The sequence below is a fragment of the Stenotrophomonas sp. 62841_Sma genome (assembly GCF_056482945.1).
The window spans coordinates 665,332-678,977 of record NZ_CM151224.1; the positions used below are offsets into that span (position 1 = coordinate 665,332).

At 66.4% G+C, this 13,646-nt stretch carries 11 protein-coding genes; 8 read left to right on the forward strand and 3 right to left on the reverse strand.

Translation table 11 applies throughout. From position 1 onward, the window contains the following. The first annotated feature begins 3 nt into the window (after positions 1 to 3). Both ACZK5G_RS02965 and ACZK5G_RS02970 read left to right on the forward strand, forming a co-directional pair. Positions 4 to 2,151, forward strand: a complete 2,148-nt coding sequence (locus tag ACZK5G_RS02965) for a glycosyl transferase family protein (RefSeq protein WP_478465287.1) — start codon at positions 4 to 6, stop codon at positions 2,149 to 2,151. Next, on the forward strand, positions 2,148 to 4,982 hold the full coding sequence (locus tag ACZK5G_RS02970; RefSeq protein WP_478465289.1) for an NfrA family protein: 2,835 nt from the start codon (positions 2,148 to 2,150) through the stop codon (positions 4,980 to 4,982). The genes ACZK5G_RS02965 and ACZK5G_RS02970 overlap by 4 nt, the downstream gene beginning before the upstream one ends. Here ACZK5G_RS02970 and ACZK5G_RS02975 read toward each other — a convergent pair. The 3 genes from ACZK5G_RS02975 to ettA all read right to left on the reverse strand — a co-directional run bounded on the left by ACZK5G_RS02975 (position 4,976) and on the right by ettA (position 9,240). After that, positions 4,976 to 5,980, reverse strand: coding sequence for a DUF4434 domain-containing protein (locus ACZK5G_RS02975; protein WP_478465291.1), 1,005 nt, complete (start codon positions 5,978 to 5,980; stop codon positions 4,976 to 4,978). The genes ACZK5G_RS02970 and ACZK5G_RS02975 overlap by 7 nt on opposite strands. A gap of 114 nt (positions 5,981 to 6,094) precedes the next feature. Continuing rightward, positions 6,095 to 7,411 carry an NCS2 family permease gene (locus tag ACZK5G_RS02980; protein ID WP_005408048.1) on the reverse strand — a complete coding sequence of 439 codons (1,317 nt, stop codon included), beginning with the start codon at positions 7,409 to 7,411 and terminating at the stop codon, positions 6,095 to 6,097. 164 nt (positions 7,412 to 7,575) lie between these two features. Beyond that, positions 7,576 to 9,240, reverse strand: a complete 1,665-nt coding sequence (gene ettA / locus ACZK5G_RS02985; protein ID WP_005412220.1) for an energy-dependent translational throttle protein EttA — start codon at positions 9,238 to 9,240, stop codon at positions 7,576 to 7,578. Between the two features lie 253 nt (positions 9,241 to 9,493). Between ettA and ACZK5G_RS02990 the strand changes: the two genes are divergently transcribed. The 6 genes from ACZK5G_RS02990 to ACZK5G_RS03015 all read left to right on the forward strand — a co-directional run bounded on the left by ACZK5G_RS02990 (position 9,494) and on the right by ACZK5G_RS03015 (position 13,622). Then, positions 9,494 to 9,946: an RcnB family protein gene (locus ACZK5G_RS02990; RefSeq protein ID WP_478465292.1), complete on the forward strand. Its 453-nt coding sequence runs from the start codon at positions 9,494 to 9,496 to the stop codon at positions 9,944 to 9,946. 184 nt (positions 9,947 to 10,130) lie between these two features. Next, positions 10,131 to 11,384, forward strand: coding sequence for a serine hydroxymethyltransferase (gene glyA / locus ACZK5G_RS02995; RefSeq protein ID WP_010481990.1), 1,254 nt, complete (start codon positions 10,131 to 10,133; stop codon positions 11,382 to 11,384). A 66-nt stretch (positions 11,385 to 11,450) separates the two neighbouring features. Then, positions 11,451 to 11,870, forward strand: coding sequence for a hypothetical protein (locus ACZK5G_RS03000; RefSeq protein WP_478465293.1), 420 nt, complete (start codon positions 11,451 to 11,453; stop codon positions 11,868 to 11,870). A gap of 27 nt (positions 11,871 to 11,897) precedes the next feature. Next, complete coding sequence (locus ACZK5G_RS03005) at positions 11,898 to 12,320, forward strand: hypothetical protein (RefSeq protein WP_478465294.1); 423 nt, start codon at positions 11,898 to 11,900, stop codon at positions 12,318 to 12,320. 100 nt (positions 12,321 to 12,420) lie between these two features. Continuing rightward, entirely contained in the window at positions 12,421 to 12,858 is a 438-nt protein-coding gene (locus ACZK5G_RS03010; protein ID WP_197615382.1) for a hypothetical protein, read from the forward strand. A 329-nt stretch (positions 12,859 to 13,187) separates the two neighbouring features. After that, positions 13,188 to 13,622: a hypothetical protein gene (locus tag ACZK5G_RS03015; RefSeq protein WP_478465296.1), complete on the forward strand. Its 435-nt coding sequence runs from the start codon at positions 13,188 to 13,190 to the stop codon at positions 13,620 to 13,622. Positions 13,623 to 13,646 lie beyond the last annotated feature (24 nt).

Genomic DNA, 13,646 nt, shown 5'->3' on the forward strand with positions numbered 1-13,646 from the left:
ACCGTGGACGGTCTGTTCTGGAACATCCAGCTGGCCAACTACTACGCTGCCCTGGAAACCACGGCGGCGGCGGTGGCCGTGCTGATCCTGATCTCCAGCCTCGATGACCTGTTCATCGATGTCTGGTACTGGGTGCGCGAGAGCTGGCGGGCGCTCACCATCAAGCGTCGCGAGGCGTACCGGCCACTGAGCCAGGAAGACCTGCTGCAGCGGCCGCAACAGCCGCTGGCAATCATGGTGCCGGCGTGGATGGAGTACGACGTCATCGCGCAGATGGTGGAGAACATGATCAACGTGCTCGACTACCGCGAGTACGTCGTGTTCGTCGGCACCTATCCCAATGATCAGCAGACCATCGACGAAGTCGAGCGCATGCGCCGCCGCTACAAGCGCCTGCGCCGCGTGGAAGTGCCGCATGACGGGCCGACCAGCAAGGCCGACTGCCTGAACTGGCTGATCCTGGCCATCTTCGATTACGAGAAACGCCACGACATCGAGTTCGCCGGGGTGATCCTGCACGACAGCGAGGACGTGCTGCACCCGATGGAACTGCGCTTCTACAACTACCTGCTGCCGCGCAAGGACATGATCCAGTTGCCGGTCACCTCGCTGGACCGCGAGTGGTACGAACTGGTGGCCGGCGTCTACATGGACGAGTTCGCCGAATGGCATGCCAAGGATCTGGTGGTGCGTGAAAGTGTTTCCGGCATGGTGCCGTCGGCGGGCGTCGGCACCTGCTTCTCGCGGCGCGCGCTGCTGGCACTGAGCGCGCAGACCGACAACCAGCCCTTCAACACCGACAGCCTCACCGAGGACTACGACGTCGGTGCGCGGCTGGCGGCGATGGGGATGCAGTCGATCTTCGCGCGCTTCCCGGTGCAGTTCCGCGTGCGTCGCCCGTCCTGGTTCGGCTGGGGCCCGGTACGCGAGCGCACCCAGCAGATGGCGCTGTGCGTGCGCGAGTACTTCCCCGACAACTTCCGCGCATCGTACCGGCAGAAGGCGCGGTGGGTGCTGGGCATCGGCCTGCAGAGCTGGGAGTCGCTGGGCTGGCGCGGCTCGCTGGCCACCAAGTACCTGCTGGCGCGTGACCGCAAGGGCATCATCACCTCGTTCGTCAGCATCATCGCCTACGTCATCTTCCTGCAGCTGCTGCTGTTCTGGCTGTTGAAGATGACCGGGCTGTGGACGATGCAGTTTCCCAGCGTGTTCCAGGCCGGTACCTGGCAGATGAACGTGGCGCTGCTGACCACGGCGGCGCTGGCCACCCGCGTCGTACAGCGCTTCTACTTCGTCAACCGGCTGTATGGCTGGGAGCATGCGCTGATGTCGATCCCGCGCATGGTGGTCGGCAACATGATCAATTTCATGGCCACCGCACGCGCGTGGAAGGTGTTCCTGGCCTACCTGCTGTTCGGCAAGCGCATGGTCTGGGACAAGACCATGCACGACTTCCCGGATGCGGCGCAGCTGGTGCAGACCCGCAAGCAGCTCGGTGAGCTGTTGAGCACCTGGCAGGCGGTGGAACCCGAACGCCTGCAGCAGGCGCTGGATCAGCAGCAGGCAGGCCGCCAGCAGCCGTTGGGCCGCATTTTGCTCACCCAGGGCTGGCTGGATGATGAAACGCTGGCCGAGGCGATCGCCTTCCAGGGCGACCTGCCACGCGCGGTCATCGACGTGGACTACCTGCGCGCCTGCCAGTTCCCGGTCAGTGCCGATGCCTGCGTGCAATGGCGCATGCTGCCGCTGCCACCGCGCCAGCAAGGCACCCTGCGGCTGGCCGTGGCCAGCCCATTGCCCGAAGAGGCGTTGGCACTGCTGAAGCAGGAAACCCGCAGCGAGCACGTCGAACAGAGCATCGCCCGCGAAAGCGAAATCAACGCGGGCCTGCGCCTGATCGGCGGCGACCGGCAGTGGCACCTGGACAACGTGCCGCTGCTGGGCGACCTGCTGGTGGAGATGCGCCTGATCGACCACGCGCGCTTCGAGATCGCACTGGACGACTACATGCCGCAGCGCGACGGCCGCATCGGCGATTACCTGGTCAAGCAGGGCATCACCACCGAGGAGGCCGTGGCCCAGGCCATGCAGGAGCAGCGTCGACGTGCGGCCGCGCTGCAGTCACCGCCTCCCGGAGCCTTGCCGGCATGAAGACCACGCTGCTGTCCACCGTCATTGCCGTCGCGTTGGCCACGGCCAGCGTATCGGTACAGGCCCAGGCCGATGCGCAGCTGCCATTGTCTGGAGCTGCCTACCGTATCGCCGAACAGGCGTTTGCCGCCTATGAGCGTGGTGACTACCGAGCGGCGTACCAGCAGTCCACTGAAGCGATCCGGCTGCGCCCGGATGTGGTGCGGCTGCGCCTGCTGCAGATCTATGCGCTGCAGAAGCTCGGGCGTGGCGCAGAAGCGCAGCAGCAGGCGCGCCGTGCGCTGGACGCGGGGATGAAAGATCCGGCCTTGCCGGCGCTGGCGGCTGCCACCGCTGCACGTAGCGCGGCAACCGGAGGCGAAGGTGCGCGCACGACATCCCCATCGCGTCCGGTCGGCAGCGCCGCAGACCGCAGCAGGCAGCAGGCCTACGCGCTGGCCACCGAGGCGTACGCGGCCTATGACGCCGGGCGGATGGGAGAGGCGGCCAGCAAGGCCGAGCAGGCGTTCCGGCAGCAGCCGAAACAGGGCGCTTGGGCACTGCTGTGGGTGGCGGCACTGGAGGCACAGCAACAGCCCGAACAGGCCGACGCCGCCATCGGCACCGCGCTGCAGCTGGGTGCACCGAATGCCGAGGCGCTGCGCGCGCGGCGCGTGGCATTGGGTCGCCAAGGCGCCCTGCTGCAGGCCCAGCAGGCCTATCAATCGCTGTCCGCAGGCGAGGATGCCGCCGCCATTGAGCAGGCGCACGCTGCCGTGGAACTGGCCCCCGACGTGGCTTCATACCGGTTGCTGCTGATCACCGCGCAGCTGCAGGGCGATCAGCTGGCCGACGCTGAGCACAGTGCTGATCAGGCATTGCAGGTAGATGCCAACGACCTCAATGCACGGGTCATGCGCGGTTACCTGCGCCAGCGCCAGGGCAGTTCACTGCGGGCCAATGAGGATTTCGATGCGGCACTCGCCACGCCCGGGTCATCCATGCAGCAGCGCAACGTGCGTCTGCTGGCGGTGGATGCGGCGCTGGCCAGTGCCGACCGCACGCGCGCCGCGGCGCTGCTGGCACCCTTGCAGTCGGCATTGCCGACGGATGCGGGCGATGCACGCGCGCAGCAGTTGCTGCAGCAGGGCATCGAGCAACGCGCCCGGGCGATCCGTTCCAGTCGCGCGCTTCCCCGCATCAGCGCCCAGACCTACCCGGCACCGTTCCAGCACTGCCAGTCTAGCGACACAAGCAATGTCTGCGAGCTGATGCCGGCCGACCTGCAGGGCGATGGCGGTGCCGCACAGCGCGCCTACGCTGCCTACGCGCGCGAGGACTACGCCGATGCCATCGTTGAGGCGCGGCAGGCCGTGCAACTCGCACCGGACGACGCGAACCTGCAAGGCCTGCTCACCACCACGCTGGCGGCGGGCAACCGTGCCCAGCAGGACGAAGCACGGCAGCGCCTGGATGCGGCGCTGACACAGCGCCCTGACGATGCGGAGGCGCTGATGCAGCGCGGCTACCTCAACCAGAAGGCGCACGAACCTGCGCGCGCACTGGCCGACTTCCGTGCCGCCGAGGCCACCGGCAAGGCACCGAAAAGCGTGGTGCTCGACCAGGCCTACGCCAGCGCAGCCAACGGCGATCATCCACAGGCGGTGTCACTGCTGCGTAGCGCCATCGACCGCGCCGACGTCGGTGAGCTGCCGCTGGATGAGCATCAGCGCTACAACGTGCGCAATGCCATCGCCAACTATTCACGCGAGTGGGGCGTGGTCGCCTCGGCGGGTTTCCGGGGTGCGCGCCAGGCCGCAACCAATGTCGGCGGTGCGGCGATCAGTACGCCCGGCGATTCGGTGTTCAGTACGCTGGAGGCGTTCTGGCGGCCACCAGCGTTCAATGACCAGCATGGCACGCTGGAGCTCTACGCACGCCTGCTCAACACGCTGTACGACGAGGGTGGCACCTACGAGTCGATCCGTGCGGTGGATCCGTGCACCGGCGAATCAACGCCGGATGCGCGTGCACGCGCCGAGCGCCTCAGTCATTCGCGCTCGACCACCGGCTGGCCGTCCACCATCGCCTCGTTCGGCCTGCGCTACGCCTTTGGCCAGACCGGTTTGAGCGCCGGCATCGAGCGCCGCCAGTTCCTCGGCAGTGCCACCCGCCAGGGCGAGGTCTACCCCGCATCGGCAGCGGTGCAGTGCCGCCTGCAGCTGGCCCTGAACCGGCCACTGGAAGCCAGCACGCTGGCGCGCTACCGCTTGGCCAGCGGTTCCGGTGGATGGATGTCCTACCTGACCTACGGCTATTACCACGGCACCGATCTGCGCACCGATGTGAACCAGTGGTGGATGGTCAGTGGCTATGCGCAGGGGGGATATACCTGGGACGACAACGGTGCCACCTTCACCCTCGACGCGCTCGATGCCAACGGCACGCCGGTGCGGCGCCTTGGCGAGGCCAATGGCCGCCTGCATCGCGAACAGTGGTTCGCTGCCGGTGAACTGCGTGCCGGGCGCAGCTTCCGTTTCGGTGCCGGGCAGACGCACTGGGTGGTCACACCCTATGTCGTGGTTGGCGCCGATTGGCTGGACCAGCGCTCGCGCGTGCGCGACATCCGTTACCCGCTGTTCCCGGCGCAGTCGTTCGCGCTCAACGATACACAGCGCAGCTGGTCACTTGGCGCAGGGCCAGGCGTGGGCGTGCGTTACTGGTTCCGCGAGGACCACTACAACACGCCGCGTTCCTACCTGGACCTGACCGTGCAGTACCGCATCGCGATCGGCGGTGGTGATACGCAGCGTGCCAAGGGCCTGTTCGCCACCGCCATCCTCTACTACTGAGGCAGGCCCCAGCGTCGCCGCAGCGCTGCGGCCTGCGGTGTGTCCTGGGTCAGCCATGGCTCCAGTGCATAGACCAGCACGTGCTGTGCGCCGCTGTCGCGTGCCCATGCCAACTGCCGCTGGATGCGTGCGGCATCGGCCGTTTCGCCCTTGAATCCGCTGCCGTCGGCGGGGCCGCCGGGCAGTTCGCGGAACAGTTCAACGATCGCATCGAAACCGATGCCGTTGGCATGGAGATGATCGAGCAGCGGTTGCAGCTGCTGCACGTTGCCGGCGCCGGCCACCCCCACGCCGTCCTGCACCATGGGCCGCACGGCCGCGTGCGCGAGTACCGCCTGCCACAGCGTGACCAGGTTGCCATTGGTCTGCAGGCGGCTGAAGTAACAGGAGATCGCACAGTCACCGCCGCGTGCGCCGGCGGCCTGCACCAGGCCGTGCAACCACTGCGCCAGCCACAGCTGGCGTGCCGGATCGGCCCAGTGGTACTGCTCCAGCTCGTAGGGCAGGTACCAGCCCCCGAAGGCCGGCTGCTGCGCCCAGGGCGCCTGTGCCAACCAGCGGCGTGCCTGCGCCAGGCTGTCGGCCAGGAAGGCCTGCAGCGTGGCATCGTCTGCGCCGATGGCCTGCCACCAGCGTTGCTGGAAGGGCAGGCCGACGCGGATGCGGATGTCGTTCCCGCTGGCGGCGGTGAACAGCTGCTGCAGGCTGCTGTCGGGCAACGACCAGTCGCCGTCGCTGCCACCGACGATGCCGGTCCACTGCAGCACCAGCTGCCGGCAGCCCAGCGTATGGGCAAGCTTCAAGGATCGCTGCCAGTCGGCCAGGCCCCACTGCAGGTGGCTGCGCCACGGCTGCAGGAAGGTGCCATCGACCTGCACCGGCAACGAGCAGCCGGGCAGGGTGGTCAGCGCAGCGGCCAGCGGTGCCAGCACTGCCGCACGCAGCAGCCGGCGGCGCAACGGCGAGGACGGATCAGCAGGAAGGACTGGCGGCACCATGCCCGCATCATCCCAGAGCACCGTGCGCAGCAGGTGAACCAGCGCCCGGTAGCGCCGGCCGCTGGCCGAAGCGTGCTCTGGTAGTGCCGGCCGCTGGCCGGCATCACCTACCGCTTATTCCAACGCGTAGCGCAGGGTGAACAGCACCGCCACCAGCCACACCGCCGGATGCACTTCGCGCCAGCGGCCGGTACCGGCCTTCAGCGCGGCGTAGGCGATGAAGCCGAACGCCAGGCCATTGGCGATGGAGTAGGTGAACGGCATCGCCAGCGCGCACAGTGCCGCCGGCACCGATTCGGTCAGGTCGCTCCAGTCCACTTCCACCAGTTCGCGCAGCATCAGGCCAGCCACGAACAGCAACGCCGGTGCGGTGGCATAGCTGGGCACCATCGCCGCCAGCGGCGAGAACAGCAGCGCGGCCAGGAACAGTGCCGATACCACCAGTGCGGTCAGGCCGGTACGGCCACCTACCTGCACGCCCGAGGCGCTTTCGGCAAACGCGGTGGTACTGCTGGTACCGAGCATCGAGCCGGCCACGATCGCGGTGCTGTCGGCCAGCAGCGCACGGCCGAAGCGCTTCTGCGCGCCCGGAAGTTTCAGCAGGCCGGCGCGACCGACCACGCCGTACAGGGTGCCGGTGGCATCGAACACTTCCACCAGCACGAATACCAGCACCACCTGCAGCAGCACCGCGATCGGCGCGCCGCCGTCATGGTGCAGCAGGCCCGGCAGGTCCAGCTGCAGGAAGGTCGGCGCCAGGCTCGGCGGCAGCGAGACCAGGCCCTGGTACTGCACGTCGCCCAATGCCCAACCAGCGCCGGTCACGGCCAGGATGCCGATCAGGATCGCGCCACGGATGCGGCGCGCTTCCAGTACCGCGATCAGCAGAAAGCCGGCCAGCGCCAGCAGCGGCGGCGCCGTGTTCAACGGGCCCAGCGCCACCAGCGTGTCTTCATTGCCGACGATCACGCCGGACTTCTGCAGCGCGATGATCGCCAGGAACAGGCCGATGCCGGCCACGATGGCCGAGCGCAGCGACGAAGGAATGCCCGACACCAGCCATGCACGCACACCGGTCAGCGACAGCACCAGGAACACCAGGCCGGAGATGAACACCGCTCCCAGTGCCTGCTGCCACGGCAGGCCGGCAGCGCCGACCACGGTGAAGGCGAAGAACGCGTTCAGGCCCATGCCGGGCGCCATGCCGACCGGGAAGTTGGCGGCCAGCGCCATCACCGCCGAACCCAGTGCAGCGGCCAGGCAGGTGGCCACGAACACCGCGCCCGCATCCATGCCGGTGGTGCCGAGGATCTCGGGATTGACGAAGACGATGTAGGACATCGTCAGGAAGGTGGTGACACCGGCCAGCAGCTCGGTGCGCACGGTGGTGCCGTGCTGCTGCAGCTGGAACAGGCGCTCGAACAGGGACATGGGGGAATCTCGCGACAATAATGCGTCACGACCAACGGTCGTGACCTACCCGAATGCAGAACGTGGGTGCCGACCGTTGGTCGGTACGCTTCACAGCGTCACCACCAACGGTGGCGACCTACCAAAAGGAGAAAGGCCGCGCGAGCGCGGCCTTTCCTGTTGCCTTACTTCAGCGCCTTGAAGCGCAGGCGCTTCGGCGCAGCGTCGTCGCCCATGCGGCGGCGCTTGTCTTCTTCGTACTCGCGGTAGTTGCCCTGGAAGAACTCCACGTGCGAGTCGCCTTCGAACGCCAGGATGTGGGTCGCGATGCGATCCAGGAACCAGCGGTCATGCGAAATGACGAAGGTGTTGCCCGGGAACTCCAGCAGCGCATCTTCCAGCGCACGCAGGGTTTCGATGTCCAGATCGTTGGACGGTTCGTCGAGCAGCAGCACGTTGCCACCCTGCAGCAGGGTCTTGGCCATGTGCAGGCGGCCACGCTCACCACCGGACAGCGAACCGACCATCTTCTGCTGGTCCTGGCCCTTGAAGTTGAAGCGGCCGATGTAGGCGCGCGACTGGATCTCGATGCCGTTGATGTTGAGGATGTCCAGGCCGCCAGCGATTTCCTGGAAGACGTTGTGGTTGCCTTCCAGCGCGTCGCGGCTCTGGTCCACGTAGGACAGCTTCACGGTCGGGCCGACCACGATCTCGCCGGTATCCGGCTTTTCCTGGCCGGTGATCATCTTGAACAGGGTCGACTTACCGGCACCGTTCGGGCCGATGATGCCGACGATGGCGCCGGCCGGCACCAGGAAGCTCAGGTTGTCGAACAGCAGGCGGTCGCCGAACTTCTTGGAGACGTTCTTGAACTCCATCACCGCATTGCCCAGGCGCTCGCCCGGCGGGATGAAGATTTCATTGGTCTCGTTGCGCTTCTGGTAATCGACCGACTGCAGCTCTTCCAGGCGGGCCAGACGGGCCTTGCCCTTGGTGCGGCCGCCCTTGGCGTTCTGGCGCGACCACTCCAGTTCCTTCTGGATCGCCTTCTGGCGAGCCTTTTCCTGGTTGTCTTCCTGCTTCAGGCGTTCATCCTTCTGGGTCAGCCAGTCGGTGTAGTTGCCCTTCCACGGAATGCCGCGGCCGCGGTCCAGTTCCAGGATCCACTCGGCGGCGTTATCCAGGAAGTAGCGATCGTGGGTGACCGCCACCACGGTGCCGGTGTAGCGCGCCAGGAACTGTTCCAGCCATTCCACCGACTCGGCGTCGAGGTGGTTGGTCGGTTCGTCGAGCAGCAGCATGTCCGGCTTCTGCAGCAGCAGGCGGCACAGCGCCACGCGGCGCTTCTCACCACCGGACAGCTTGCCGACCACGGCATCCCACGGCGGCAGGCGCAGCGCATCGGCGGCCACGTCCAGCTGGTTCTCCAGGGTGTGCGCGTCGCCAGCGGCCAGGATCGCCTCCAGGCGCTCCTGTTCCTTGGCCAGCGCGTCGAAGTCGGCGCCCTCCTCGGCGTAGGCCAGGTACACCGCGTCCAGCGCGGCCTGGGCCTGCAGCACTTCGCCCACGCCTTCCTCGACCGCTTCACGCACGGTCTTGGTCGGGTCCAGTTCCGGTTCCTGCGCCAGGTAGCCGACCTTGATGCCCGGCTGCGGGCGGGCTTCGCCCTCGAAATCGGTGTCCACGCCGGCCATGATCTTCAGCACGGTGGACTTGCCGGCGCCGTTCAGGCCCAGCAGGCCGATCTTCGCGCCCGGGAAGAAGGACAGCGAGATGTCCTTGATGATCTGCCGCTTGGGCGGGACCACCTTGGACACGCGGTTCATGGTGTAGATGTATTGCGAGGACATGCGGTCTCCGTAGGCGCGGCCCTGCGCCCGACCCGTCACGGGAACATCCCGTTGCGGCAGCGGGCACAGACTGAAATGGAATACCGCCAATTATAGCCGGAACCGGTTCCGGGCCGCGCCCGGGCAGGGGCGTCGGGCTGGCCGCGGCCTGAATACCCGGTCACAGTCCTGTAGCGGGAAGCGTTTCCAGCCGGAAACGGTTCAGATCGGGTGCGCAATATGGGCTCACCACCCACCCGAGCAGAGGTCTGACATGCGCATCAATCGAGTAATGGCCGGCGCCGTGGCCTCTGTGCTGGCGCTCGGCGCCGTGGCCCCGGCCTTCGCCGACAACGACCACCGCCGCGACCATGATCGCCGCGAGTGGCGCCAGGATCGCCGTGACTGGGAGCGCGACCGCCGCGAGGCCCGGCGCGACTACCGCCAGGATCGCCGCGAGTGGCACCGCGACCATGACCGCTACTACCGCCCGGCACCGCCGCGTGTGGTGTACCGCCCGGCCTATGGCCCGGGCTACGGCTGGAAGGTCGGCCATCGCTACCGCGACTACTACCGTGGCCCGGTCTATGTGGTGAACGACTACCCGCGCTATCACCTGCGTCGCCCGCCGTATGGCCACCACTGGATCCGCGATGACCGCGGCAACATGCTGCTGGTGGCCATCGCCACCGGTGTGATCGCCCAGTACGTGCTCAGCAGCCGCTGAGTCCGCAGCCACCTCCACGCATGGCGTGGATCTACCGGTACGCCGGTACAGCGCACTCGAAACCATACGGGGCCGGATTCCTTCGGGGATGCCGGCCCCGTCCGTTTCGGCCCCGGCAGGCCCGGTGCGGGGCTACAATCGGGGGCTGAGCCGTACCCCTTTTCCCTGCCTGCTGGAGTACCCGATGTTCCCGCGTGACGTCCGCATCGAATCCTACGATCCCGAACTGGCCAAGGCCATCGCCGCTGAAACCCAGCGCCAGGAAGACCACGTCGAGCTGATCGCCAGCGAGAACTACACCAGCCCGGCGGTGATGGAAGCGCAGGGCAGCCAGCTGACCAACAAGTACGCCGAAGGCTACCCGGGCAAGCGCTACTACGGTGGCTGCGAATACGTGGACATCGCCGAGCAGCTGGCGATCGACCGCCTGAAGCAGCTGTTCGGCGCCGACTACGCCAACGTGCAGCCGCACAGCGGCTCGCAGGCCAACCAGGCCGTGTACTTCGCCCTGCTGCAGCCGGGTGACACCATCCTCGGCATGAGCCTGGCCCACGGCGGCCACCTCACCCACGGTGCCAAGGTCAACGCCTCGGGCAAGCTGTTCAACGCCGTGCAGTATGGTGTGAACGACCAGGGCCTGATCGATTACGACGAAGTCGAGCGCCTGGCCCTGGAGCACAAGCCGAAGATGGTCGTGGCCGGCTTCTCGGCCTACTCGCAGGTGATCGACTGGGCGCGCTTCCGCGCCATCGCCGACAAGGTCGGTGCCTACCTGTTCGTCGACATGGCCCACGTCGCCGGCCTGGTTGCTGCTGGCGTCTATCCCAGCCCGCTGGAACACGCGCACGTGGTCACCTCGACCACCCACAAGACCCTGCGCGGCCCGCGCGGCGGCATCATCGTCGCCAAGGGCGCCGACGAAGACCTGGTCAAGAAGCTGCAGTCGATCGTGTTCCCGGGCATCCAGGGCGGTCCGCTGATGCACGTCATCGCCGGCAAGGCCGTGGCCTTCAAGGAAGCGCTGGAACCGGGCTTCAAGGCCTACCAGCAGCAGGTGGTGAAGAACGCCCAGGCGATGGCCAACACGCTGATCGCGCGCGGCTACAAGATCGTCTCCGGCGGCACCCAGAACCACCTGATGCTGGTCGACATGATCGGCAAGGACGTGTCCGGCAAGGACGCGGAAGCCGCGCTGGGCAAGGCCCACATCACCGTCAACAAGAACTCGGTGCCGAACGATCCGCGTTCGCCGTTCGTGACCTCGGGCCTGCGCCTGGGCACCCCGGCGGTGACCACCCGTGGTTACGTCGAACAGGATTGCGTGGACCTGGCCAACTGGATCGCCGACGTGCTCGACGCACCGAACGATGACGCCGTCATCGCCCGCGTGCGCGACGCCGTCAGCGCGCAGTGCCGCAAGTACCCGGTCTACGGCTGATCGCAGCAGGGGTCGGATCCCTTCCCGCCGGGAAGGGCTCCGACCCCGGTATGGGAGTAACCGCGCATGGATGAGCGCCACCTCAAGTACCTCTACACCGTCCTGGCGGTGCTGTTCGGCCTGCCCAGCCTGGCGATGGGCGGCGCGGCGGCGACGATGCTGCTGCTGATGGGGCTGGGCCAGTTTGGTCATGGCACGCTGGCCTCGGTAACGGTGATGCCGCTGTGGGGCCTGGCCGGCATTGCCGGCTGCCTGGCCTGGTTGTGGCTGAGCGCGGGTTTTCTGATGCAGGGGCGTGCCGGGCTGCACGTGCACCGCCTCTGGTGGTGGATGCTGCTGGCGGGCGGTCTCGCCGCCTTGCCCCCGCTGGGGCTTGCGCTGTGGTGGGGCATCGCCGTGAACGCCGAAGGCATCGGCTTGTTGCTGTTGGGCCCGTCGATGCTGGTGCCGGCTGCGATGCTGGTGTGGATCAAACGCCGCGCATGACGCGGCCCATGGAAGGAAACCGAACGCATGGATGAGCGTCATCACAAGCGCTGGATGGCCATTGCCGGCCTGCTGGTGGGCCTGCCTACCGCGGCGGCAGGCGGCACGGGTGCCGTGCTGGGGCTGATGGTCGTATGGGATGGCAAGTACCTGACGGGCGACGAGCACACGCTGTTACTGTTGTGGTCGTCGGCCGGAATCATCGGCCTGCTGTCGTGGTTGTGGCTGACTGGCCTGTTCCTGTGGCGCGGTGTTGCAGGCCTGCGCCAATCGCCGGTTGTCGCCTGGGTAGGCCTGGCGCTGGGGGTGCTGGCCGCGTTGGCAGTGGTCGCCGCCACGCTGTACTTCACCTTCAAGCGCGGGGAGATCTCAACATTGGGCTTCCTCGGGTTTGGTCCACCGCTGCTGGTGATGGCCGGGCACCTGGCATGGTTGCGTTGGCGGTCGTAAGCGTCCACTGCCCCGCACAGCTCACTTTCAGACAATTTGCATGGTGGTGAGAAGATCACCTGCCTAACCTCCCCATGGTCTTCATTACCGTGGGGAAACCATGAATTCGACGGGTCGCCGAAAGGGCGTCGGACTGCTTCTGCATCTCCTGCTCTTTTCCATTCCCTGCGCGCTGGCTGGCCTGTTGGGTTCGCTGCTGCTGATGCTAGGGGTATGGGCGCATGGCGGTGACAACAGCGCAGTTCTTGGATTGCTTGCGATGTGGGGTCTGCTGTCTGTGACGGCGATCCCGCCTGTTTACCAGCTCATAAACACGTGGCATATGCGCGGACCGGATGGATTGAAGCCCGCCGCGCCAGTGCTGGGGACGCTGTTTCTAGTGTCAGCTGCTCAGGCTGTTTCCGCGTTGGTGATAACAGTTTCAAGTTTTGGAGTGGATCCGATACTGCTGATACTGGCAATCGGTTGGGGGGCTCCCTGGATCAGCCTCGCCTGCCACTTCCGATGGCTGTCGAAAGCCAGCGGGCCAGTCAAGTGAAGCGGAGTTTGTTGGTCGGGCCCTTCTCAAGTGCTTTTGCGACACTGTCAAAACCCTTCCGGCAGGTATTCCCCTGAGCCAGGCGTTCCGATTCGCCTTCGGCGTGGTCGCCGCCACGCTGTAGATCACCGTCAAGCAATGAGATATATCGATGCCGGCGTTACTCGGGCATGGGCTGCGGCTGCTTGTGATGGCGGGGCATCCAGCGTGGCTGCGCTGGGGATCGCGAACGTCGACTCTCCCGCACAGCTCACTTTCAGACAATTTGCATGGTGGTGAGAAGACCGTCTGCCTAACCTCCCCATGGTCTTCATTCTGGGGGGAAACCCATGAATACCCTGGTTCACCAAAAACGCATCAGGTTGCGTTTGCATCTGCTGTTGTTTTCCATTCCATGTGCTCTGGCGGGCGTGCTGGTCGCGCTGGTGCTTTTGATGATCTGGATCAGCCGCCAGTCGTCGGAGGCGTTTCTGATGGCTATCGCAAACTGGTCGGTCATGTCGGTGTGGAGCGCCTACGCAGCACTGATGCTGGCCAACACTTGGCGAACCGCTGGAGCGCAAGGGCTGCATGCCAGGAAAAGTTGGTTGGAGGCCCTCCCCATCGTTTCTGCCTTCCAAGCGGCCGCGGCCGTCTCGATGCTCTTCGCGGCAACTGGTTGGGCCCCCGGGCTTCTGCTGGCTGCGCCAGTTTTGATCATCATCGGCGCCCCATGGGCCAGTTTGAGCTGGCATTTGCGGTGGCTTTCAAGGCTGGAGGAATGACCGATTCGGCTTGTACGCCGTCGA

Excerpts from the sequence above, each read along its gene's own strand:
- ACZK5G_RS02970 (WP_478465289.1), top strand. The coding sequence starts at position 2,148 with ATGAAGACCACGCTGCTGTCCACCGTCATTGCCGTCGCGTTGGCCACG.
- ACZK5G_RS02975 (WP_478465291.1), bottom strand. The coding sequence starts at position 5,980 with ATGGTGCCGCCAGTCCTTCCTGCTGATCCGTCCTCGCCGTTGCGCCGC.
- ACZK5G_RS02980 (WP_005408048.1), bottom strand. The coding sequence starts at position 7,411 with ATGTCCCTGTTCGAGCGCCTGTTCCAGCTGCAGCAGCACGGCACCACC.
- ettA (WP_005412220.1), bottom strand. The coding sequence starts at position 9,240 with ATGTCCTCGCAATACATCTACACCATGAACCGCGTGTCCAAGGTGGTC.
- ACZK5G_RS02990 (WP_478465292.1), top strand. The coding sequence starts at position 9,494 with ATGCGCATCAATCGAGTAATGGCCGGCGCCGTGGCCTCTGTGCTGGCG.
- glyA (WP_010481990.1), top strand. The coding sequence starts at position 10,131 with ATGTTCCCGCGTGACGTCCGCATCGAATCCTACGATCCCGAACTGGCC.
- ACZK5G_RS03000 (WP_478465293.1), top strand. The coding sequence starts at position 11,451 with ATGGATGAGCGCCACCTCAAGTACCTCTACACCGTCCTGGCGGTGCTG.
- ACZK5G_RS03005 (WP_478465294.1), top strand. The coding sequence starts at position 11,898 with ATGGATGAGCGTCATCACAAGCGCTGGATGGCCATTGCCGGCCTGCTG.
- ACZK5G_RS03010 (WP_197615382.1), top strand. The coding sequence starts at position 12,421 with ATGAATTCGACGGGTCGCCGAAAGGGCGTCGGACTGCTTCTGCATCTC.
- ACZK5G_RS03015 (WP_478465296.1), top strand. The coding sequence starts at position 13,188 with ATGAATACCCTGGTTCACCAAAAACGCATCAGGTTGCGTTTGCATCTG.